The 24,030-nt window shown below is 45.1% G+C and carries 17 protein-coding genes and 4 pseudogenes; 3 read left to right on the top strand and 18 right to left on the bottom strand.

The window, feature by feature from the left end:
- Both ACYQ2N_RS23105 and ACYQ2N_RS23100 read right to left on the bottom strand, forming a co-directional pair.
- A partial coding sequence (locus tag ACYQ2N_RS23105) for a tyrosine-type recombinase/integrase (RefSeq protein ID WP_460001819.1) occupies positions 1-751 on the bottom strand: 751 nt, incomplete at its 3' end.
- Positions 748-1,986: a site-specific integrase gene (locus ACYQ2N_RS23100; protein WP_459998007.1), complete on the bottom strand. Its 1,239-nt coding sequence runs from the start codon at positions 1,984-1,986 to the stop codon at positions 748-750. The genes ACYQ2N_RS23105 and ACYQ2N_RS23100, both read right to left, overlap by 4 nt.
- 164 nt (positions 1,987-2,150) lie before the next feature.
- Here ACYQ2N_RS23100 and ACYQ2N_RS23095 point away from each other — a divergent pair.
- Positions 2,151-2,327 (top strand): annotated as a pseudogene (locus ACYQ2N_RS23095) (tyrosine-type recombinase/integrase); the annotation flags it as partial.
- Positions 2,320-3,452: pseudogene (locus ACYQ2N_RS23090) on the top strand (IS91 family transposase). The pseudogenes ACYQ2N_RS23095 and ACYQ2N_RS23090, both read left to right, overlap by 8 nt.
- 137 nt (positions 3,453-3,589) lie before the next feature.
- Here the strand turns inward: ACYQ2N_RS23090 and ACYQ2N_RS23085 are convergent.
- Positions 3,590-4,528 (bottom strand): tyrosine-type recombinase/integrase, encoded by a 939-nt coding sequence (locus tag ACYQ2N_RS23085; RefSeq protein WP_460001818.1) that lies wholly within the window; start codon positions 4,526-4,528, stop codon positions 3,590-3,592.
- Positions 4,529-4,855: 327 nt separating this feature from the next.
- On the bottom strand, positions 4,856-5,626 hold the full coding sequence (locus ACYQ2N_RS23080) for an alpha/beta fold hydrolase (RefSeq protein WP_460001817.1): 771 nt from the start codon (positions 5,624-5,626) through the stop codon (positions 4,856-4,858).
- 591 nt (positions 5,627-6,217) lie between these two features.
- Between ACYQ2N_RS23080 and ACYQ2N_RS23075 the strand changes: the two are divergent.
- A pseudogene (locus ACYQ2N_RS23075) lies at positions 6,218-7,071 on the top strand (IS110 family transposase); the annotation flags it as partial.
- Here the strand turns inward: ACYQ2N_RS23075 and ACYQ2N_RS23070 are convergent.
- The 14 genes and pseudogenes from ACYQ2N_RS23070 to ACYQ2N_RS23005 all read right to left on the bottom strand — a co-directional run.
- Positions 7,063-7,577: pseudogene (locus tag ACYQ2N_RS23070) on the bottom strand (DUF362 domain-containing protein); the annotation flags it as partial. The pseudogenes ACYQ2N_RS23075 and ACYQ2N_RS23070 sit on opposite strands and share 9 nt — an antisense overlap.
- A gap of 38 nt (positions 7,578-7,615) precedes the next feature.
- Positions 7,616-8,323: an ABC transporter ATP-binding protein gene (locus ACYQ2N_RS23065; protein ID WP_460001816.1), complete on the bottom strand. Its 708-nt coding sequence runs from the start codon at positions 8,321-8,323 to the stop codon at positions 7,616-7,618.
- Entirely contained in the window at positions 8,316-9,080 is a 765-nt protein-coding gene (locus tag ACYQ2N_RS23060; protein ID WP_460001815.1) for an ABC transporter ATP-binding protein, read from the bottom strand. Before ACYQ2N_RS23060 ends, ACYQ2N_RS23065 begins: the two co-directional genes overlap by 8 nt.
- On the bottom strand, positions 9,077-10,102 hold the full coding sequence (locus tag ACYQ2N_RS23055) for a branched-chain amino acid ABC transporter permease (protein ID WP_460001814.1): 1,026 nt from the start codon (positions 10,100-10,102) through the stop codon (positions 9,077-9,079). Before ACYQ2N_RS23055 ends, ACYQ2N_RS23060 begins: the two co-directional genes overlap by 4 nt.
- On the bottom strand, positions 10,102-10,965 hold the full coding sequence (locus tag ACYQ2N_RS23050; protein WP_460001813.1) for a branched-chain amino acid ABC transporter permease: 864 nt from the start codon (positions 10,963-10,965) through the stop codon (positions 10,102-10,104). The genes ACYQ2N_RS23055 and ACYQ2N_RS23050 overlap by 1 nt, the downstream gene beginning before the upstream one ends.
- Before the next feature lie 122 nt (positions 10,966-11,087).
- Positions 11,088-12,293, bottom strand: coding sequence for an ABC transporter substrate-binding protein (locus ACYQ2N_RS23045; protein WP_460001812.1), 1,206 nt, complete (start codon positions 12,291-12,293; stop codon positions 11,088-11,090).
- A gap of 617 nt (positions 12,294-12,910) precedes the next feature.
- The gene (locus ACYQ2N_RS23040; protein ID WP_460001811.1) at positions 12,911-14,344 is read right to left on the bottom strand and encodes a 4-hydroxyphenylacetate 3-hydroxylase family protein; all 1,434 of its coding nucleotides are present in this window, start codon (positions 14,342-14,344) and stop codon (positions 12,911-12,913) included.
- Positions 14,345-14,447: 103 nt separating this feature from the next.
- Positions 14,448-16,112, bottom strand: a complete 1,665-nt coding sequence (locus ACYQ2N_RS23035; protein ID WP_460001810.1) for an AMP-binding protein — start codon at positions 16,110-16,112, stop codon at positions 14,448-14,450.
- Positions 16,113-16,129: 17 nt separating this feature from the next.
- Positions 16,130-17,422, bottom strand: coding sequence for a DUF362 domain-containing protein (locus ACYQ2N_RS23030; protein ID WP_460001809.1), 1,293 nt, complete (start codon positions 17,420-17,422; stop codon positions 16,130-16,132).
- A gap of 375 nt (positions 17,423-17,797) precedes the next feature.
- Positions 17,798-18,664, bottom strand: a complete 867-nt coding sequence (locus ACYQ2N_RS23025) for a 3-hydroxyacyl-CoA dehydrogenase family protein (RefSeq protein ID WP_460001808.1) — start codon at positions 18,662-18,664, stop codon at positions 17,798-17,800.
- A gap of 28 nt (positions 18,665-18,692) precedes the next feature.
- The gene (locus ACYQ2N_RS23020; RefSeq protein WP_460001807.1) at positions 18,693-19,853 is read right to left on the bottom strand and encodes an acyl-CoA dehydrogenase family protein; all 1,161 of its coding nucleotides are present in this window, start codon (positions 19,851-19,853) and stop codon (positions 18,693-18,695) included.
- A gap of 17 nt (positions 19,854-19,870) precedes the next feature.
- Complete coding sequence (locus ACYQ2N_RS23015; protein ID WP_460001805.1) at positions 19,871-20,644, bottom strand: enoyl-CoA hydratase/isomerase family protein; 774 nt, start codon at positions 20,642-20,644, stop codon at positions 19,871-19,873.
- Positions 20,645-20,860: 216 nt separating this feature from the next.
- The gene (locus ACYQ2N_RS23010) at positions 20,861-22,057 is read right to left on the bottom strand and encodes a thiolase family protein (protein WP_460001804.1); all 1,197 of its coding nucleotides are present in this window, start codon (positions 22,055-22,057) and stop codon (positions 20,861-20,863) included.
- 2 nt (positions 22,058-22,059) lie between these two features.
- Positions 22,060-23,595, bottom strand: coding sequence for a class I adenylate-forming enzyme family protein (locus ACYQ2N_RS23005; RefSeq protein ID WP_460001803.1), 1,536 nt, complete (start codon positions 23,593-23,595; stop codon positions 22,060-22,062).
- Positions 23,596-24,030 lie beyond the last annotated feature (435 nt).

The following is a 24,030-nucleotide window of genomic DNA, read 5'->3' as shown; positions in this document are numbered from 1 at the left end:
GGTCGTGAACCCTTGGCCCGGCAGACGTATGCGGAATGTCTGCCATAAGCAGATAATCTCGAAAACGACGGTAAACGGCACTTTTATCTGTTCTGTTTCCAGTCATACTAGGAAACAAGAAGGAGTCGTCCTTATTGAACCTGTGGTATGTATCCAGCAGAAGCTGTATCCGTTTGGTCAGACTCTGTGCAATAGGGACAAGCCGATCTTTGTTATTCTTGGCATGACGTATGACGAGAACATTTTTCTCAATGTCGATGTCCTTAAGCTGCAGGTTTAGTGTTTCTGAGACTCGCAAACCACTTCCATACAGAAGACGGAACAGTATCGGATCAAGCACGTTGCGGTTGTTGGTTCCTTCCAAGGGGTAGGAATCGACTGCCATAAAGAACTTATGCAATTGCTTTTTTGTAAATATATAAGGAATATGAGAACTCCTCTTCTGGGAGGCGGATTTAATTATGGGTATATGAACTAAATGTCCGTGCCTGCTTAGGAATTCAGCAAAATTCCTCATAAGGATTTCCTTTTTGTAATGAGTACACGGCTTTTCAAATTCACCATAGATGTAGCGGTCTAGCATCGGCTTTGTCAGATTAATTCCGCTGTAGCCGTTGTAATAGTAATAAGCATCGAATCGTTCCAATTCTCTAGTCTGTTTCTTGTATATGAAGTTAGTCATCTTTTTCTCTTGGATGAATGTACAGAGAAGGCCCTTCATGTCACTTTTCCACTCATAGATTTTTTTCATAGGTCCACCTCATCAGGATCAAGGGCACATCGGCGAAGGCCTACAAGATCAATCTTTAAATAGATGCTCGTTGTATTTATGTTCTGGTGCCCAAGAGTCTCGGAAATAACAGGAAGCGTTGCATTGCTTTCCAGCATCTTCTTGGCCAGCGTGCTTCGTAACGAATGTAGTCCGCAGTGGACATCAAGAGGTATATCCAGCCCAGCCTTGACCATGTAGCGATGCAATTCTCTATGAAAACTTTCGTTCTCACCAAATGCGTCGAATGGCGCCCTATGGCGAACAAATACCCTATCACTTGGTGTCTGAGGACGTCCGTTCTTTAGGTAATCAATGATCGCCCAGCCAATATCCTCAAGAAGAGGAAGCTCAATCGGCCGCTTCGTTTTTTGCATACTGATGCTTATGGTCTTCCGGTTCCAGTTGAGGCTAGAAAGCCTCAATCCACGAAGGTCGCTGACACGCAATCCGAGCCGGACAACAATCAGCAGAATGGCATAATCCCGTTTCCCTTTTGGGTCTGCCCGATCAACTGCCCCTAGCAGTTTCTTAACATCTTCGGTGTTCCATGAATAAGGAATAAAAGCGTTGCGCATCGTCCGAACTCTAGGAAGAGATTTGGAGAGGTCTTCCTTTGTAAATCGCTGCTGATACAGGAAGAAGAGGTAATTACGCATAACATACAGGATAGTGCTTACATATTTAGGTTTTGCAGTGCTGTAATTTCCCAGAAATTTTGTGACTACAGAAGGAGTAATATCTAAGGAGCTCTTAATATTTTCGTCATTAAGGAAATAAAGAAACTTATGTAAGATATTATTATTGCTCACGATGGTTGAGCTGGCGTAATAACGTTCTTCATAGGAGTCCTGGAAAAGAAGATATTCTTCGTTAAAACATTCTGGACACTGAAAGTCGGAAATCTTTGACCGCATGTAGAAGGATATGTTCCCGGTCTTTATGAATACGAGAAGGTTCTGGACCGGCTTCATAAATATATTGGTCTTCCTGTCACCTCGTCCATAAAAACCGTCCATAGATGTTCCGGTACGGTTATGCACATACTCAAGGCCGACTTCTTCATTCAAGGTTGCGTAATTATTGGATTGCATGAACCTGAGAAGGCCATTGTATACACCCCGATGAACCTTGAGAGTGGTTAACGCATACCCCTGCTTTTCCTGAAGTAAAAGCACTTGATCCATAATTTGTTTCAAATCGAGTAGTTCATCCAAAATAATCATCCTTTCTTTTTCTAGTTAGGATGATTATGAAGTATTATGGTGAGTGATCCAATAAAAAAAGACCTACAATTGGTCAAATCATAGCAACACTCCCCATAATCTGAGGCTCTACATAATGCCGGTTATGGAGAGCTCCCCATAATCGGCACTCCTTTGCAACACACCTACTTGAAGACGGTGCTACGCTGTTACAGATTAAGGAATTGCTTGGGCATGCCAGTATTCAGTCCACGACAATCTATTTGCACCTTGCGAATGTCACATCAGGCATAAAAAGTCCTTTGGACAACTTGCCCGCGTATGGTCATTCAGTGGTTTCTTCACATGGTTGAATTACAAGATATTTTTGCTCAACATGGAGGAACCTATCAGCTCAATCATCGCCTATTGCCAGATCAACTGAAGGTCATGCGAGCGATTCAAAACTGCAGAACCTCTGCTTTAGGCGGACATGTGGATGAGTGTGAGGAATGCGGTTTTATGCGCATTTCTTACAACTCCTGCAGGAATCGCCATTGTCCTAAGTGCCAAACGTTAAATAAAGAACGTTGGATTGACGCAAGGAAAGACGACTTACTGAATGTCGGGTATTTTCATGTTGTTTTTACCATTCCAGATACATTAAACGCGGTTGCTTATCAAAATCAAAAAGCTGTCTATGATATTTTGTTTAAAGCCGCCACTGAAACCTTGTCCGAGCTTGCCGCTGACAAAAATATTTGGGAGCGCAAATCGGTTTACCGCGGTCCTCCATACCTGGGGGCAAAACCTGATGCACCACCCTCATATTCACTGTATTGTGCCGGGTGGAGGTCTTAACTCTTGCGGCAAGTGGGTGAACTCAAGAAAAAAGTTCTTCATCCCGGTTAAGGTTTTATCAAGGAAATTTAGAGGTAAGTTTTTATATTATCTTAAACAAGCTAAGCTTGAGTTTCATGGCTCTATTTCTGATTTGCAAGATCCTTGCAGGTTTCGTGATTGGATGTCATCGTTCTATCAAAAAGAATGGGTGGTCTACTGTAAGCCACCATTTAAAAACACTGGCTGTGTTGTTGAATATCTCGGAAGGTATACGCATCGTGTTGCGATTTCTAATAACCGTATCGTAAAGCTTGAAGACGGTGTGGTTACATTCAAATGGCGTGACTACAAGGACAGCAATAAACAAAAAGAGATGAATGTAACAGCCAATGAATTTATTCGCCGTTTTCTTTATTCATGTGCTGCCTATTGGATTTACGAGAATACGACATTATGGTTTGTTAAGTCCGAGAAATAAAGCGACAAAACTTAAACTGTGTAAAAAGCTTACGCATACTCAGATAAATGATTTACCAAAACCAAAGTTGACCACCCTCGAATTCTTGAAAAAGCTGACGGGTAAAGACTTTACCATCTGTACTTGCTGCGGTGTTGGTCATCTCAACAAAGCTTCGCCAAAACACGTAATTGCATAATGTTTTTCAAATGCCTCTTCATTGGTGAGGGGGGAGCTGTGTCTAATTGAGCATGTTTTGATTTATTTGGGCACTTATTTTTGCACTCTAACATCCTCGTTTTGAATAAATTGCTTTCCAAGAGCAGAATGAAAATCTTAATTTCCCCATAGTGCTAACCCACCGCGGTTTCGTCCAATAAAATTATCCAAAGTCAGCTCCCGTTCTCGGAGAGCTTTTTTTGCGTGATTGACTTCGGATAATTTTCTATTCATTATGGAGAGTGTTTTCATAAAAAAAGTCTTAAAAATATATTTTCGGGTAACACTCCCCATAACCTGGGACTCTACATAATGTCGCAACTGGTGGGGGCGAAGGGGCTTTGACCATAATTTAGAGTAAGTCCTAAAGGTTTGGCCGACTAAATTATTATCCATTTCTTTCTTTCGCCATGTCAGGAACAAGGGAGCATCCAGATGTAGATTTTTCCGTGTAGCTAAGTACGTTTGTAGTAATTCCAATACCTCTCCAACGATTGGGACACGTCGATCCTTCCGACCCTTTCCAGCACGAATGCAGAGGACTTGCTCTTCCCATAAAACATCACGAAGCAAAAGATTAGCAACTTCTCCGGCCCTGATACCGGTAGCATACATCAGAGCAAATATGGCTAAATTCCGCTTCCAGATAGGGTCAAACTGTCTACGCCGCAAAATAGAATTGAGTTGTCTTCTTAATTCTTTAAGACAATCTTGAATTTCCTCTAGCGAAGCGACTTCTGGAAGGGCTTGATGAGCATCTAAATTGGCGTAGGTTAAATTAACGCTGGGCGACCTGTATTCCTGCTGCTGAAGATAGGTAAAAAAGGAACGAATTTGACTGACAATGAGATTGCGGTATCCCAGGGATTTGCTCTTAGTCCGGTCTATGCAGTAATTTTCGAGGTGAACGAGGGTGACTGTTTCAAAAGTGAGGGAAAGGTTCCTAAGATAGTCAGCCAGCTTAACTAATTCCCGCCAAGTACCAAGGATAACTTTCTGAGTATAGCCCCGGATGATGGTCTGGTATTCGCGATATTCTTTAATGATAGATTCCATAAGACTTACTCCTTTCTAAGCTAGTTTACATGACCACACGATCTTGTCCAAGCCAAATCTTATGCTTCTATCTTACATCGCTAAACAACATTATTTTGATAAACCGACTCCGACAAAAAAATACCCTGGTAAATTACCAGTGTATTCCAGCGGAAGCAAAGGGACGTTCGTGTATAGCATATGGCTGGGCAGACTCCAGGGAATTCTTGACGCAAGGCCGTTACAATTTGCACCGCCTTTGCCTGTGCCTTAGTCCTCTATTCCAATAATTTCCTCAAGCTAAGGCATCGGTTTCCTGCTTTTCGTATTCTGTGAAATAATGTTGCGCTAAGAAACACGTTGAAGTGTATCGATAAAATCCTGTATGGCTCTGTTTACCGCTTCCGACTGTTCTATCATTGCTGAATGACCTGCATCCGGAATCAGCACAAGGTTTGACTGAGCTAGTTGTTTGGCAAGATATTCCGAATATTTTACCGGAGTCATTTGATCATCTTGCCCGCAGAGGACTAATGTGGGCAGATTAATATTCTGAACCCTATCCATTAGGTTAAAGTTATCACAGGATCGAAAATCCGCCAGGAGAACCTCGGTTGGAACAGTCTTCATCTCTTCGGCAGCCCGTTCCAAGACTATGGGAGAAACCTTAGGAGAATAGATGTATTTTACATTCCCCAGAGGGTGTTCGCCCCGGGATAACACTTCTAATGTCTCCGGGTTTACCCTCAGTCTTGCCCCGCTGCCGACAATGATCAGCCCTTCCAATAAATGAGGATAAGCCAAAGCAAACTCCATGGCAATCGCCCCACCCATAGAATGTCCAGCGATGACAAACGGACCTAAACTCAGAGCCTGGACAAATTGCCAAACAAAATCCCTGTAAATAATTACAGAATCAGCCGCTTCCCCTTCCGAACGACCATGCCCAGGGAGGTCGAGGGCAATGAGGTTATAGCCCTTGATTCCAGATAATTGGTGAACCCACTTATTTCCCATTCCACCGGCGCCATGCACAAACAATAAAGTCGACTTGTCAGTTCGGAATTCACCGTTTTGCTGGTAATGCGCGTTTTTCCCTTGGATGTCTATAAACGGCACTTTTCCTACCTCCTCGTATAATCGAATTAGTTCCTGCCCCACGAGTCCAATAAATCGAGGGAACGTGGGGCATTTATTTTGGTCTCGGTAACTGGAAATCGCAGCATGGAAATGGTCAATATCAACAAGGTGCGCGCAGGATAACGCATACCCCATGCAGCCGTCGAAGGTGTGCGGGGCGTGCCGTTGTGGGAAAGCTCTTTTAGGACTACCCCAAATGGCTTTTCCACATAAGGCACACACGCATGCCTTCTCCAAAGGCTACCTAGACTAAAACTTTCTTCTTTGAAAACAGAAATATAGTAATGAATTTTGTTGGGATTTAGGCAAAATGGAATCGTAAGGTTCGTTCTGGCAAGGCCTTCCCTCCTTGGGTTTGACCTCTTAATTAGTCTGACTGCCAGCCCACAACTTGAGCTTTTAACTCGAAGGTTGCACAGCTTAAAGGGAGCCCCTCCGCTGGTAGCAGGTCGGGTGGATTTATGATTCCTTTAAGACGAGTGCTGATTCGGCGAGGTTGTTGACCGGTTGTGGTGCCTGGTCCCAACGTTAATCTTACAAATATCGGCTCAGAAAGCGAGGTGATTCTAATTGAGCTTATTTGTCGGTATTGATGTGGGTTCCAAGGATTTCAAAGTGCGTATTGTCAATGATCGTGGTGATGAACCGGTTAAACGCCTGAAGGCTTTGAATGATCGCCCCGGGTGTGAACAGGTTGCCAAGTATCTCGCCGAAGCCTGCACGAAAGTAAATGATGAAAGGCTTGTGATCGGCCTGGAAGCCACTTCTGTGTACAGTTGGTCTTTACAGATGTTCTTAGCTGAAGACCCTGGTCTAGCCCCAATGCAGCCTCAGATCTATTCTTTCAACCCCAAGGTAGTGGCTAATTTCAAAAAGGCTTATGTTGATCTTCCCAAAGAAAAACTGGGTTGATGCCTGGGTGATTGCCGAACGTTTACGTTTTTGGACACCTCCCGGAGGGCTCTCAGGTAGATTTCCGCTACCTGCCTTTGTAGTGCCTCACTCGCTTTCGCTGTCACTTAATCAATATGATCTCACGGGAAAAGAATTATTTCCTCACCAACTTGTTTTTGAAGTTCAGTACTCTTGCCCAGGGTGCAGTATTTAGCGACACTTTCGGCGCTACATCTGAATTCTTGACACTTGAGTTTTTTTCTCCAGAAGAGGTTGCGGCCCGACCGCTTGATGAACTGATTGATTTCCTCATGGAGAAAGGTAAAAGTCATTTCGAAGATCCAGAAGCCACAGCCAATAAGCTAAAGGATGCCGCCCGCAAGGCCCACCGCCTGCGCGGAGGTCTTCTTCAACCGGTTAATCTCATCCTAGCCACGAGCATCGAAACCATCCACGCCTTGGAGAAGCAAGTAAAGAAAATGGATAAAGCAATCGTAGCAGAAGTAAAACATTTCCCAAATACTCTTGTTATTTAAACAACCTTTAAGATTTTTATACCCAAGGACACTTTGGCTTGATTATGGGTTTTTAAAATCGGTACATTGATAATTTTGTCCGCTGCCAGAGCCTCCTCCGCAATTGAAAGCTTAAAATCGCCAAAATCCACTTCCCGAAACGTGCTTTTATTAAAATCAACCAGCTTTACACCATATTCTTGTTCCAGCTTATCATAGCCTAAAGTTGCATAGATTGACCTGTCTTTGACATTTACATCAGGCGGCGCGCCCTCACCAATAGTCAGGTTATGGAAGCCTTTTTCCTTTAAAATCCTTATCAGGTTGCTAATCACTGTACTTGTCGTGACAACACCGAAAGGTGGAAAGGGCAGTTCAAAGTCCCAACTGACAATATTAGGTTTGATTAAAATCTTGTCGCTTCTGTTTAACCCCTGCAGTCCTTCACTCAGTTCCAAAACTGCTTTCAAAGAGTCATAAGGATCCACGTACTTTACCAGGGCAACTACTGGTTTCGCCATGATGTCTACCCTCTCGTTCATTAGATGCTGGAACATTATTAGGCCCCAATGTAAGCTTTTCTAACTTCTTCATTTCCGGCAAGCGCCTCGCTGTGATCGTGCATCACAATTCGCCCGTTTTCCAAAACGTAACCCCTGCGCGAGATCTTTAACGCCATATTAGCGTTTTGCTCAGCCAGAAGTATCATTGTCCCTTTTTCATTCACTTTTTTAATAATTTCAAACATTTGATTTACGACTAAAGGAGCTAATCCAATTGACGGTTCATCCAACATTAAAAGTTGAGGTGAGGACATCAGTGCTCTCCCGATGGCCAACATTTGCTGTTGTCCTCCACTTAAAGAACCAGCCGGGGCATTTCTTTTATCTTTCAAGGCAGGAAACAATTCGTAAACCGTGCTGAGAGATTCTTGAACTCCGTTTTTATCCCGCCGGCGGGAAAAAGAACCTAATAAAAGATTTTTTTGCACCGATAATTGAGCAAAGAGCTGGCGTCCTTCTGGACACTGGGAAATGCCCAGCCTTACTACTTTGTGTGAAGGGATTCCATCAATTCTTTGATTATTAAACTCGATGGTACCACTGGCAGGTCTGAGCAACCCACTAATAGTCCTAAACAGGGTCGATTTGCCTGAACCATTCGCCCCGAGCAAAACGACCAATTCTCCTGGTCGGATTTCCATATCGATATTCTGTAATGCCTGATAACTGCCAAACTGAATGCTAATACCTTTAAGCTTAAGCATGCTCAGCCCTCCCCAGGTATGCCTCAATAACCTTATGGTTACTGCTAATTTCTTTGGGTGTTCCCTCAGCAATCTTGCTGCCGTAATTGAGAACCATAATCTTGTCAGCCAACCCCATGACCATTTGAACTTTATGTTCAATTAGGCATACGGTAATTCCATCCGAGCGAATTTTTTTGATCAGTTCTACCAAACCATTAGTTTCGTTATGATTGATACCGGCAGCGGGCTCATCCAGGAGCAGCAGGCGGGGCTCACCCATCAATGCCAACCCAATAGCTAACCGCTTGCCTTCCTCCTGGGAAATACTTGTCACGGGCTCATCAGCAATTCCAGCCAGACCGACAAACTCGAGGGTTCTTTCTGCCCTTTTCCTGGCCTCCCCTTCCTCACGGCGGGCCCTTGGCGTTCGTATTATGGCATCCCAGAAGCCCATTTTAGTTTTATGACGGTAACCGATGATCAAGTTATCCAGCACTTTGCCATTAGTAAACAAGTGAGTCGATTGAAAGGTTCTTGCAATACCCCACCGGGCAAAGATATGGGTCGGCGTCCCAGTCATCTCACGGCCTTGAAACTTGACACTGCCCCGGGATGGCGGGTAAAATCCGGAAATGACATTAAAAAAAGTAGATTTTCCGGCACCGTTGGGTCCTATGATGGAGACAATTTCCCCTTCGTTGATTTGGAAGTCAACATCGTTTAGAGCGGTCAACCCTCCGAAATCCTTTCCCAAGGCTTTGGTTTCCAAAATCATAACCCTTCTCCTTTCGCCGGCAAACCTTGCTTTATTCCTTTATCGCTATCTTGCTGAGGACTATTTTGGAAAATTCTACTAATTGAGACCTTGACAAAGCCAACAAGACCCAAGGGAAAAAACTTAACAATCAAAATCAAAAGCGGCCCGTAGAGCAATAAACGGTATTCTTTTAAAAACTGAAGACTTTCTGTAAGTCCAGACATAAGTAAAGTACCGACAATCGGTCCGGCTATGGTCCCTTGCCCTCCGGCCAATAGATATAGGAGAAATTCGAAAGTGAGCGTAGGGCTGCTTATATCCGGACCAATAAATCGAATGAACGAAGCGTATAGCGACCCGGCCATACCGGTAAAAAAAGCGGCAATACAAAAGGCTAAAAGTTTATTTTTCATGACATTGATTCCAATAGTAGCCGCGAGTTCTTCGCTGTTGCGGATAGATATAAAAGTTTGCCCTACCAGGGAATGAATCAACCGGTACATGACAAAAACAGTGAACAGCAAAAAGCTCAAAATAAGATAATACTGTGCTTTTATAGTATTAAATTCAATGGATCCTAATGGGCTGGGTTTGGGAATACCAATTAAACCACCCATTCCTCCGGTTACACTGTCCCATTTTTGAATGATCAAATTGATGATAACCCCAATGCACAGGGTTAAAACGACGAAGTAATGCCCCCTGGTGCGAAAGGAAATTAACCCAACCACAAAAGCAAATGCTGCTGTAAGTAATGAGGCCAATGGTACCGCTATCCAGAATGACATATTCCCCTTCATAGTCAGGAGGGCCGCTGCGTAGGCCCCGACACCAAATAGCCCGGACTGCGCCAATGACAGTTGGCCCATGTAGCCCTCGATGAGATTAAGTCCGTAAACAGCGATAGCAAAAATAAAACCCATCGAGACAACTTGGATGTAGTAGCTGTTCGGACTAAGGAAGGGAAATATCAGGGCCAAGAACAACATAGCCAGATAAAAAAACCAAGACCATTTAAAATTCTGCTTTATTGCTGCCATTACCGTACCCCCTTCGCAAACAGGCCCGTAGGTTTAACAGTCAAAATTAGGACAAGTACAAGAAAAGCCAACACATCTTTGTAATCTACGGAAACATAGGTTGCTCCCAAGCTCTCCGCCAGACCGAGAATATACCCCCCCACTATGGACCCTGGAATACTGCCCATGCCACCAATAACAATAATGACAAATGCTTTCATGATAATCAGCTCACCCATGGTTGGAAAGACAAGAAAAATGGGGCCGGCCAAAGTAGCAGCAATCGCTGCCAGGAATGAGGCGATAGCAAATGTAAGCATGGCCACCGCTTTGCTATTGATTCCGACCAGCTTAGCCCCTTCGGCGTTTTGGGCAACAGCTTCAATTGATGCACCTAAAATTGTTCGTTTCAAGAACAGATTAAGGGCTGAGATTAAAATTATGGCTGCGATAATCACGATTATCCTTTGCTCCGTAATCCGGATCCCACCTATGCTAACAACTTTGTCATAGATAGCCGGTATACTGCGAAAATCAGCCCCCCACAGCAGCCTGGCTCCAGCTTCCAGAAACATCATAGCCCCAATGGCGGCGATAAATTTATTGCTGCTGGGAGCATGGCGCAGTGGGTTAAAAACGACTCTCTCCAACACTACCCCCAAGATGGCAATCAATATCCCAGCCAACAGAGCAGACATCCAGTAGTTTAGACCATAAACCGTAATACTGAAAAATGTAACGTAAGCACCAATCATATATAAATGACCGTGGGCAAAATTAGGCACTTCCATAATGCCATAGATTAGTGTTAACCCCAGAGCAACGAGGCAATAAATACTTCCCAGCGTCAGCCCATTTAATAATTGCTGGATAAACAGGTCCATAATAAACCCCCATTTCCTCGGTAAACCGATTTATTATTAATTAAGGAAGTATGCCCCTGACCGGGGGGCCGGAAAGTCGCTGCAGTCATTTACTTCGGCAGCGTTTCCGGCCTGGAAGAAGCTTACTTCGCAATGATCGGGAAAGGTTGCCCGTACTTTCCGTCAGTAATTATGACTCCCTGGTCCGGTTGAACCAGCTGACCATTATCCGTAATATTATCCAGTTCATACGGCATTGAATCACCTTTAATCGGCAGCACCTGTTTCATGCCTGCATAAAACTTCGATGGGTCATTAACACTTCCTGATTTCTCCATGCCCATGGCAATAAGTTTCATTGCCATATACATCCCTGCATTGTGGAATGTAGGAACCTTACCGTTATATTTTGTTTTAAAAGCTTCCACGAATTTTTTCACACCAGGAGTATTCCACTGGTATAGCGGCATTAAGGCAATGGTTCCGTTCAATTCACTCAGGGCAACGACTTTTTCCATATCCTCCAGCCGGGGTTGATCGCTAATAATAAAGCCCCCTTTAAAACCTTGCTGTTTGGCCTGCTTAATCAGAAGCGCAGAAGGCTGGGACGGGCCGCCTACGTAGATTACATCTGGATTGCTCGCTAAAGCTTTACTGATGTACGGGAAGAAATCTGTCTGGGTGTTGAAGTCCAGAGGAAACGATCCAGTAACAGTACCCCCATTATTTTTCCAGGCAGTTTCCATAGCGGCTGCCCAATCTTTACCGTATTGAGTTACTGCGGGAATAAGGGCAACCTTTTTACCGAACTTTTGCATGGCAATCTTGGAATAAGTCACTGGCTGCCCACTGTAAGCGGGAGCTCCAATGTATGTTAATTTATTGTTACGAGGTGCAACGGTGGGGTCGGAGGAATGGGCTTCGATTAAGAATTTATCATCAATGTTAAATTCCTGTAAGGCAAAAATACCTCCGGTATGGGGAACAAAAATCACCGGCGCTTTGTATTCTGAAACAAGTCGCCTCCCGTTCGTGGCTGTCATATCGGGTTTATACTGATCATCAAGGGAAATAACTTTAAAGGTATATTTCTGTCCATTGACGGTGATCCCACCGCCGCCGTTGATTTCATCAACTGCCATCTGAAGCCCGTCAAGCGTATCCTTGCCGTATTGAGCAGCCCCACCGCTCAGGGGTCCCGACCAGCCAATATTAATAACTTTTGCCGTTGTTGAAGGTGAAGTAGAAGCAGATTCAGTTTTAACAGAACCGCACCCGCTTAGGAGTACGGAAACGGACAATAATGCAATAAGTAGCAAACTTAATATGTTCTTTCTTTTTTTTAACATAAAATTTCCCTCCTGTTTTATAATTTGTTTGAATATTCTCAAAGTATTTGCCCCTTTAATCCCCCCTCAATAAATTAAGATTTGCTCGCTAATACTCGCCTTTTCATAGATTTTGCTTAGTCTCTTTTAACTCCTACAAGGCAAAAGTTCTCACAATTTGTGGTTACCATGGTAAAAGAGGGTCTCCTCGTTTTTCCACATCATGGTAGCACAATTGGTTCTATACAATGTCCCTAATGGTTCACCCCATGTCTCACGAGGTTCACAGGTGTGCCCTTAACATTCCTCCGTTCAACCTGTCAAGGGGTAGAGGTTAGGAAAACTCCTTTGCAGTGTCTAATGCCCGTATGGAATATAATTCTCCCTAGTATTTATAACCTCTGCTAGTTCTAATGTACAAGTGGAAAGCGGTGGCCTGAACACCCCCGCCCCCATACCCGCCAGCCTAGGGATAGCATCAGCCCCGAAAGCTTCTCTGGTGTCTTTACGTACCTTGGACAAACGCCTAGCATAGTTCTCCGGGTTAAGATACTATTTGTAGCCATCACCATATTTCTCGCATAACCAACACACCCGGATTCCTCCTTATCTTGGTTAATTTTCACTCAGGCCAAATACTAGACAGTTGTCGTTATCCCGGCCAAATATTTGGCTAGTTCTTTTTTCGATTGGACATCATACTGCCCGGTAATGGCCAGTCGTTCCATGATGGGTGAACCTCCGCCATGTACGCCGCCAACCATGCTAACTCCGACAAAGGCCGAGGCTAGAAAATCACTTAACATCCGAAAACAGCGTTCTTGATCCTCTGCCGAAATCCCTTCTTTGCGTATAATGTACTTGTTCAAATACCCAGCCGTTTCAGGATTGACGAAATCTTTTTCCGACGGTAGAGTTGCAGGCAATCCTCCTGCAATTCCGGCTAGGATTTCATACTCCCGGTAAATATTGACTCCGGCATGATAGCGGGCTACGTTTGTAAAAATGGTATCCGGAACAGTGGTACCTGATGCGGCGACTGTTCCTTTTACCGCAGCTGCAATCCCTGCCCCGTAGACCAATTCCGACATGGTGATTAATTCCGCCAAATCGTCACGGACATGGGGAGCTTTCTCAATCCCGTTATATTCCGCCACTAAAGCAGTAGCCCCCAATATGATGTCGGTTCTCCCTGGTTTACAACCGGTATAGCTATGACGATGGAAAGTAGCGAAAAGAGAAGCGTATTGACCGGCAAATTCATACTCACCGCATAAAAATACTCGCTCCCATGGCACAAACACATCATCAAAAACCGTTAAAGAACTGACATCACCGTATTCGACAATAGGAGCTTTCATTTTCTCCCGCTGGCGGTAAGCAGCCGGGCGTACAATCAGCGACACTCCCGGAGAATCAGCCGGAATAGCAAACGCTACAGCCCAATCAGCATCTTTTTCCGTCATTGCCCGGGTGGGAAACACAATTAATTCGTCGGCATAGGACGCCGTAGAATTATGAGCTTTGGCCCCACGCACAATGATCCCCTCATCGGTTTTTCGGGTTACCCTAAGATACATATCCGGATCCTTTTGTTGATGAGGACGTAATGTGCGGTCTCCTTTGACATCGGTTTGGGCGCAGTTGGCCACAAGGTCCTCCGCTTGATAGTAACGGAGATAATCCAAAAAGCGCTGGTGGTAATCGCTGCCAGTAGCTATATCAACCTCCTTGGTAACAACAGAGAGAGCATTGAGCGCATCTGTTCCCATACACCGCTGGATACAGCCACCTACCCGCCTGGAGTATTCGCGGGTTATTTCTTGCTTTTTCAGCAAATCCTCTGGGTTCTGATGAATATGACAAAAGCGGTTGATCTTTTCTCCGGTCAGATGGGAGCGAGTGGTAAACACTTCACCCTCTTCCTCGGCAGCCGCCCAGTTAAAAGTCTCGGCGATTACATTTATACCGGGCTTCAGGCGCTGGTCATCCCTCTCCACCAACTCTCCTTCTAAAAAGACATTTTTCCGCATGCTTTTTAATTTCTCAAGATATTGCCGCGCAGTTCTCATAACTTCTTTCTCCTTCCTGTTACCATAACTTACTTTGTCAGGTTAGCTTTTTTAGCCGTATTCAAACTTAGTGCTTCACCCCATCTACCGGAACCAACTACGATTAGTTAGCCTTGGCCTCCGCTTTCTGACGTTCTTCGTCCGCCAGCATTCGACGCAGCAACTTTCCGGAAGCGGTTTTCGGCAAGCTATCCCGGAATTCTACTTGCCGTGGATATTTGTATACGGCCATGTTGTCCCTGGCCCAGGCCACCATGTCTTCCTCCGTAATCTGGCCTTTGTACTCAGGTTTTAAGGTTATAAAAGCTTTTACATCTTCCTGCCTATACGGGTGAGGAATTCCCACCACGGCCACTTCAGCGATAGCAGGGTGGCGGTAAAGCAAGGCTTCGACCTCAGCCGGAAATACGCTATATCCGGAAGCTTTAATTAATTCCTTTTTGCGGCCCCGAATGTAGAGATAACCTTCTTCATCCATTTTCATGATATCCCCCGTGGCCAACCAACCATCACGCAGAAATGCCGCAGTTTCTTCCGGCTTGTTCCAATATCCAACCATTACCTGGGGCCCTTTGACCCACAATTCCCCTTCCTCGCCTAAGGCTACTTCACGTTCGCCGTCCACCAGATCCACAATCTTGACATCTACGTCAATCAACGGGGGCCCGACCGAATCATCCTTGGGCCTTAACCGGTTATTTTGCGTAACCGGCGCTGTGGTTTCACTCATGCCATATCCCTGAAGCAAATCCGTCCCAATTAGTTCCCTATATTTGCGGAGGACTTCCAATGGTACAGGGGCCCCTCCAGAAATGCTCAACTTCAATGTACTTGTATCATATTTTTTTAAATGTGGATAATTAATTAATGCTAAAAAAACTGTAGTTACCGCTGTCAACGCCGAGACACGGTACAGTTCGATCGCCTTTAAAGCTACCTCAACGTCGAACCGGGTAAACAGGACAATCGTGCCGCCGCTGAATAAAGGGGTACTCATGCATAAAATCATGCCGGTTATGTGAAACAAGGGCGCCACAGTTAGATGGATATCGTCTTGAGTATAATTATGCCATACTGAAGCGCCGTAAGAGTTCGCGATGATATTACCATGTGTGATCATGGCGCCTTTGGGAATCCCCGTGGTGCCTGATGTGTACTGGAGAAGTGCCAGATCGGAGAGTTCAATTTGTTCCAACTGGATTTGCTCCAATTCCGGATCCCGTAGCAACTCCGCAAAGTCATAGGTATTTACCCAAACTTGCTTTTCAGCATGCATGTCAGGATGCAATGGCAAGGACGGTTGGTTAGGCAGATAGTCACTCAAGCTTGTTACTATCACCCGTTTCACAGGACTAGGCCCGACCGAGTCAAACACCGGATACAACAAGTCTTGGACCAGTAATGTTTCCGCCCCGGTATCCTCTAATTCGTAGGCTAGTTCCTGCCTTTTAAACATTGGATTAAGCGCGACCAATACCGCACCACAGCGCAGGACGCCTAAATAAGCAATAATAAACTGGGGACAATTTTCCAGGAAAAATGCAACTCTGTCCCCTTTGTTCACCCCTAATTTCCGTAGGGCCGCAGCAAATTGGGAAGCCTCCTCACTTAATTCGCGGTAGGTGAGCACCCGGCCATAAAAAATAATTGCAGCCTTGTCAGGCTGAGCATTGGCCTGTTCTTCTAGGCGCGCGGGTAATGATGTTGTGCCATAATCCAAAGTATGTGGAATCCCTTCCGGGTACGTTTTAAGCCAAATTTTCCCCATACTAACCCTTCTTTCTATCAAATCGTCCAATGGCTTAAGTCAAACTCGCTTTTCCCACTATAACGGTCGAAAAGAGTATGACGATATTTGACATAATCATCGTAATGACATAAAATACCTTCCTTAGCCAGAGTTGATGCAAACTTTTTTATGTCAGGGGGACAACCTGGCACCGGTACCGCATGGCTGATATCGGGATTATTCTTGTTCATGTCATAGGCGCACTTGCCAAATAGGATCGTTTTCTTAAATCCAGGCTGGGCCAACTGACTTTTACCGCTTACAACTTCCACCTCATCAAAAGGCTCCCCGCCGTAAGCAGACATCAGAAGAATCAGCATGGGATTAAACTCTGCCGAGCAACCGGTACACAAGGAATTATCATATTTCCGGACGGCGAGGCCGGAAATGCCGCGCTTCTGAAACCCGGATGGTCCCGTATTGTCCTCAGTCCATTCCCAGTCGTATTCGATAAAGGACCGTTGTTCCGCCACATTTTCCCCTTTCACCTCTACATCGGCCAAGTCGAGGCTACGGCCTGCCCGCTCCGAAAAATGGCGCAAAAACTCTACTTCTTCCCCCCTGTAGCCTAGTAATTCCGCTCCCACTAAGTCACAGGCAAAAGGATCACGTGAGGCAATTAGCTGATTGCGCCGTAACGCCTTGCCCGTAGGGCCCGGCCCCTTAGCCAAAGTGTAAATCCCGTCGATAATAGTGAGCGCAACAGGCAGTTTCTCGATAATGCGGGGAAAAGTGAACATGAGATCCATTTCACCCAACCCATGGCAAATCATTTTTGATTTCCGGTTTAAACAACCTTTGAGATTTTTAAGTCCTAAGGACACCTTGGCTTGGTTATGAGTTTTCAAGACCGGAACATTAATGATCTTGTCTGCCGCGAGGGCCTCTCTGGCAATGGATAACTTAAAATCACCGTAATCTACAGGAATAAAACTATCCCGATGAAAATTAACCAGCTTAACGCCATATTGCTGAACCAACTTGTCGTAGCCCAAAGCAGTAAAAATAGAGTTGTCTTTTAATTTCAGGTCAGCAGGACCTTCGCCAATGGTCAAATTGTCAAAACCGTGTTCTTTGAGCAGACGTACCAAATTGCCTATCAGCGTACTAGTCGTGACCACTCCAAAGGGTGGAAACGGCAATTCAAAATCCCAAGAAACTAGATTGGGCTTAATCAAAATATTATCGCTGGTTTGCAGACCCTCCAGTCCGCCGCACAAATCCAAGGCATTTTTTAGGGACTGGTATGGCTCAGTGAAATTTACCAATGACACAACCGGTTTTGTCATGTGTTGATCCCCGTCTTCCTGATAGTTTTCAGATTTTCTAACTCCCGAATAACTTTTTTAAGCCTATATTTCCGGATAACGCACTACTTGATCATGCAAAACTATCCTGCCCATTTTACAAAACATACCGCGGTGCGCAGAGCATGTTGGTGTTTTGTTCGGCAAACAGCACATTTTTCCACTTTCATTTATTTTTTTGATCGTAGCAAACAAATTAGCCACGACGGGAGCTAAACCAATCTATGGCTTATCAAAAGCCTTGCTGTTTTAGCCCCAATGTCTTCCCATATAATTTAGATAGTTCTGAAAACTTTTCACCCCTTTCACGGTAGGCAATGAGGTTTCCGACGTTTGACCATTACCCTGATATGAACATTACTCATAAGAATAGAAACCTTTGCCTATTTTCTTTCCCCATTCCCCCCTTGCATATTTTTCCACCAACAAGGGCGAAGGCTTATCTTTAGGATCAAGACTATCCTGATACTTTTCCGCTGCAGCATAATACAAGACGTCCAGACCGATCAAATCCATTAACCGAAACGGTCCCATCGGATGTCCCAGGGCATTGACGACCGCTATGTCAATATCCGCGGGAGAAGCGATCCCTACTTCAGCTAAAAAAAGAGCTTCCTGCTGTAAAGCATTCAGCAGCCGGTTGACCAGGAGACCGTAAATCTCTTTTCTCAGCAGAATAGCCTTCTTGCCCAATTTCGTGCATACCTCTTCGGCCACCCGGACAGTATTTTCCGAGGTATGCGGACCTTGAACAACCTCCACCAGGTTCATTACTAAGGCTGGATTGAAAAAGTGCATATTACAGATCTTCGCCGGTCGCCCTGTAGCATCTGCTAATTTAGAACTTACAAAGGTAGAGCTATTGGTTGCCAGAATGGTATGGGACGGACAAATTCGGTCTAACTCGGCAAACAGCTGGCGTTTAACATCTAATTTCTCCAAAACAGCCTCAATCACAAAATCAGCATTGACCGCGGCATCACTAAGGTACGGGGTAAAACTAAGGTTGATCTGCGCCAGGCTCGCTTCCTGTTCACTTAACTTACCTTTGGCCACCCGCTCGGTCAAGTAGGCCTGGACAAACTCGTTGGCTTTATCCAGCATCTCCTGGCTAACATCTATACACGTTACAATGTAACCGGCTAAGGCCGCGCAGAGGGCAATTTGACGACCCATATTCCCTGCCCCAACCACGCAAATATTTTTTATATTTTCAATCTCCATAATCCTACCCCTCCACATGTCATGATTTTCAATACCGACCGTTAGCGATCAAATTGCGAGCTATTACGATCTTCTGAATTTCACTAGTTCCTTCATATATAGGATTAATACGCGCATCCCGATAAAACCTCTCCACAGGAAATTCAGTTGTAAACCCAACCCCACCGTGAATCTGCATTGCCATGTCCGCAATCTTATTGATGGCTTCTGAACTAAATAACTTGCACACCGGAGCTTCCCGTTCAACACTCATCCCTTGATCCATGATCCAAGCCGTACGGTATACCATAGATTCCATCGCATAGGTAAGGGACGTCATTTCCGATAGCATAAACTGAATTCCCTGAAACCGATTGATTTTTTGACCAAATTGTACCCGTTCCCCGGCATATTTGACGCTCATATCCACCAGTTCTTTGGCAGCACCCAGACACATAGCGGCTAAACTAACCCGGCCACCAGTTTCTAGAACCTGCATCGCCAATTTGAACCCTTCGCCTTTCCTCCCCAACATATTTTCCTTAGGTACCCGTACATCTTCAAAGACCAATTCAGCAGTTTCCGAGGCTCTGATCCCCATTTTATCCTCGATTTTAGCAACTTGAAAACCAGGCATACCTTTCTCCACTACAAAAGCAGTAATTCCATTTCTGGCATCGACCGTCGGATCAGTAACAGCAAATACAGTAATGAAATCTGCAAAACTTCCATTGGTAATAAAACGTTTGGTTCCGTTAAGTACATAATAATCACCATCTTGGACTGCCCTGGTTTTCATGACTGATAAGTCAGAACCGGCATCGGGTTCTGTTAAGGCACAAGCGGAAATCTTTTCACCCAAAACGCAAGGACGATAATATTTCTCTTTCTGCTCCGGAGTGCCAGCCATCTGAAGTCCGAACACCCCGATTCCCATGTGAACAGCCATTGTCACCGCGAAAGAGGCGCAGCCTCTGGCCAATTCCTCAAGAACGGTAATAAAACCGAGTTGTCCCAGGCCTGATCCGCCCCACTCTTCAGAGTGTAAGGTTCCCGGCAGCCCAAGCTCTGCTGCCATCTGGAATAAGGAGGGATCTAATTTGTGGCTGCGGTCAGCTTCAGCCGCCCGTGGCTTCACTTCTTTTTCCGTGAACTTTTTTACCATGGCTCTTAGAGCTAGGTGCTCTTTAGTGAAATAAAGATTTTTCATGATGTAAAGATCTCCCTCTATTGATAATTTGCCTTTCTCTTCTCAAAAAAAGCATTTAACCCTTCATGCATATCCGGGTTATGCCATAACCCAGTCACTTGTTCGACTTCCAACTGTAAGCCTTGTTCAAGATCGAGTTTAAGCCCTTCGTAAATTGTCTTAAGTCCCGCTTTCAACGCAAACCGGCTTTTTCCCGCTAGGTTTTGTGCTAAATTCATGGTTTCCGCCATTAACTTTTCACTCGGCACCGTTTGATTGACCAAACCAATCCGTAAAGCTTCTTCTCCTCCCACACTGGCTCCGGTCAAAATCATTTCCGAAGCTTTACCCAAATTAATCAGCCTCGGCAAACGTTGAGTACCACCGAATCCGGGCAAAATGCCTACTTTGATCTCTGGCAAGGCGATGCTTGCTTCTTGACTGGCAATACGCAAATGACAGGCAAGGATCATCTCGGTTCCTCCACCAAGACATAAACCATTTACCGCAGCGATAACCGGTTTTGTAAAAGTTTCAATCCGGTTAAAAACATGGTGACCTAAACTGCTTAGACTAACTAACCGATCATAGCTATTTGCACCTCGAATTTCATTGAGATTCATCCCGGGCGAAAATACGGTACCTTGGCCAGTAATCACTAAAACTTTACATTCCGGGTCAGTCTCCAATTGGTCCAAGGCAGCCTCCAGTTCCCGTAATAAGCTACCGTTCAAAAAATTGGACGGCGGATTGTTCAATTCAATTACTGCAACAAAATCTGCAATCCTAATATTAAGCTGGCTCTTGTTCATTAAAACCACTTCCTTTTATATCACTACAACTCGTCTCGCATTTCTCTATTTTCTCACAATAGCGGCAGCAAATATCGCCTTCGTAAATACAGCTTGATTCTTGACATAACTGATTCTCGCCTAGATAGAGTTCACCGTCACACGGTATACGCTCAGACACACTAATTCCCCTTTCAGTAAAACCGGTCAATCTACCCGAAGCTTTTATTCGTTGTTCTAAGCAAATCGTTCGAGCACCACTGCTCCACCTTGGCCACCACCCACACACATGCTGGCAGCACCCGATTTAAAATTGTTTTGTTCAAGAATATTCATGAGTGTAATAATTAGCCTGGTCCCTGTGCTTCCTACAGCATGACCCAGAGGTATGGCTCCCCCGTTCAAATTGAGCTTATTTCTGTCGACGGGTAGAACCCTTAAACAACTGAGAACCTGGGCGGCAAATGCTTCATTGATCTCAATTGCATCAAGCTCCTCCAGATTTAACCCGGCGTATTTAAGTGCCTTTGGCAGTGCCAGAGCCGGTCCCAGTCCCATTCTTTGCGGTTCCAATCCTACCCAGGCTATGGAACGAATAACTGCCTTTGGTTTTAAGCCAAGCTCTTTGGCTTTTCCAGCGCTCATAACTAAAACAGCCGATGCCCCGTCATTGATACCACAGGAATTACCTGCTGTCACGCTCCCCCCTTCTTTGAAGGCCGCCCGGAGTCCTGATAACTGCTCCCGGGTTAAATCCGGGCGCGGTCCCTCATCCTCAGCCAGAGCAACAATTTCGACAGAGCCCGCTTTGCTCTTTTTCACTGTTTTCACGGGCACAATCTCGGCATTAAATTTTCCCGTCCGGGCAGCTGCCACAGCCTTGTGATGGCTTTCCAATGCAAAGTCATCCTGTTCTTCACGGGTTATGCCGAATTCCTCCACAAGATTTTCTGCAGTACGTCCCATCAACTGGCCGCAAACAGGATCAGTCAGACTCTCCCATAGCATATCGACAAGCTCCCCGTTACCAAACCGGTATCCGCCAAATCTGGCCTTATGCAAAATGTACGGAATATTACTCATGCTCTCCGTACCCCCAACCACAAAGACATCTCCTTCACCCGCTTTAACTGCCTGATAGGCAAAGGTTAAAGCTTTCATAGCCGAACCACAGTTGACATTAATAGTCGCACCAGGCACCGTTTTTGGCACACCCGCCAGTAAAGCAGCAACTCTCGCCACATTCGGTGCATTGCTGGGATTAAAACCACATCCGGCAATCACTTCATCGATTTGAGCAGGATCAATGGCAGTTCGCCGCAGCAATTCTGCAAAAACCTGTCTCAGTAATTCCTCGGCCGGTATATCCTTTAAGGCACCCCCCAACACTCCTACAGGGGTCCTTAGTCCGTCGATAATTACTACTTGATCCATTTTCAATTTCCTCCTGTTCCGGCGGCTGCCTTGCGAAGTTCAGTTTTAAGAATCTTCCCGGATACCGTCTTAGGCAGAGAATCCAGAACTTCATAGAACTTTGGTACTTTATACTGCGCAATATATTTCAGGCAGAACTTCTTGATCTCAGCAAAGTCAACCTGCTGCCCGCCCTTGACAGTCATAAAGGCCTTAAGCTCTTCCCCCATTACCTGATCAGGGACGCCGATGACGGCAACCTCTAAAACAGCTGGATGAGTGTACAAGATTTCCTCAACTTCACGAGGATAAATATTTAGACCACCACGGATAACCACATCCTTTTTCCGATCAACAATGAAGATATAGCCATCATCATCCTTATAGGCCAAGTCACCAGTATGAAACCACCCATTGCGCAAGGCCTCCTTGCTTTCCTCCGGTTTATTCCAGTATCCTTTGAAAACATTAGGTCCCTTAACAACAATCTCCCCAACTTGACCAGGCGGGAGCTCCACGTCATTGTTATCGAAGATTTTTACCTCTATACCCTTAATCGGCAACCCGATGGAGCCTGGTTTTTTCAAGCCATCGATTGGATTAAATGTTACCACTGGTGAAGTCTCCGACAAACCATAGCCCTCCATAGGCTCGAAGCCGAATAAATCCGTATACTTTTTGAAAATCTCTGACGGCAATGCCGCCGCCCCAACGATAATTACGCGAATAGCGCTCAAGTCGTAACTTTTGAAATCAGGGTCATTAAGCATTAAGGTAATCATAGTTGGAGGACCGAAGAAATATGTTATGTGATAATCCTGAAGGGCCTGTAGTGTTTGCTTAGTGGATTCCCAGCGAGGTTCGAGATATACTGTTCCACCTGCATTCAACGTTGTAGCCATACAGTTGGTTTGTGCCGCAATATGGAACAAAGGAGCTACAATCAACGTCCTTTCCTGGGAAGTGAGCTTCAATGAATCTTCAACAAGGGTTTTGATATTACTGGTTAAGTTATTGTGTGTCAGCATTGCTCCTTTAGGAATCCCGGTTGTTCCCGAGGTGTAAATAATTTCCGCCAGTTCATCATGATCAATATCATAATCCCTTTGCCAGGAATCGGACGCTCCATCAAGCAAGTCGGTAAATCCGGTTACACCTTTCAGATCCACTCCATCCGTTACAATTACTTTTTGCAAACTGCTTATCTGTTCCCGTATATTGAGAATATTGCTGACAAACTTGCTCGATGTGATGACGGCAACTGGCTGGGCATCACTCAGAATAATTTGAATTTCACGCTCGGTATATAAGGGATTCATAGGGACCAGAATGGCGCCAATTCGAAATAAAGCCAGATAACTGACTACAAATTCCGGATCATTCATCAGCTGCACAGCTACCCTGTCACCTTTTTTTACTCCTATGTTTACCAATCCTCCGGCTAAACGATTAACACTCCGGTTGAGTTCCCCATAAGTAAAACTGCCGGTCCTCCACATAAGCGCCTGCTTCATAGGCTCTTTTTCTGCCCATAATCCTAATTTCTCTTCAATATTCATAAATTCCCCTCCTCGTATAATCGAATTAGTTCCTGCCCCACGAGTCCAATAAATCGAGGGAACGTGGGGCATTTATTTTGGTCTCGGTAACTGGAAATCGCAGCATGGAAATGGTCAATATCAACAAGGTGCGCGCAGGATAACGCATACCCCATGCAGCCGTCGAAGGTGTGCGGGGCGTGCCGTTGTGGGAAAGCTCTTTTAGGACTACCCCAAATGGCTTTTCCACATAAGGCACACACGCATGCCTTCTCCAAAGGCTACCTAGACTAAAACTTTCTTCTTTGAAAACAGAAATATAGTAATGAATTTTGTTGGGATTTAGGCAAAATGGAATCGTAAGGTTCGTTCTGGCAAGGCCTTCCCTCCTTGGGTTTGACCTCTTAATTAGTCTGACTGCCAGCCCACAACTTGAGCTTTTAACTCGAAGGTTGC

The sequence above is a fragment of the Paradesulfitobacterium aromaticivorans genome (assembly GCF_054657415.1).
This window is presented reverse-complemented; position numbering and strand designations above follow the sequence as displayed.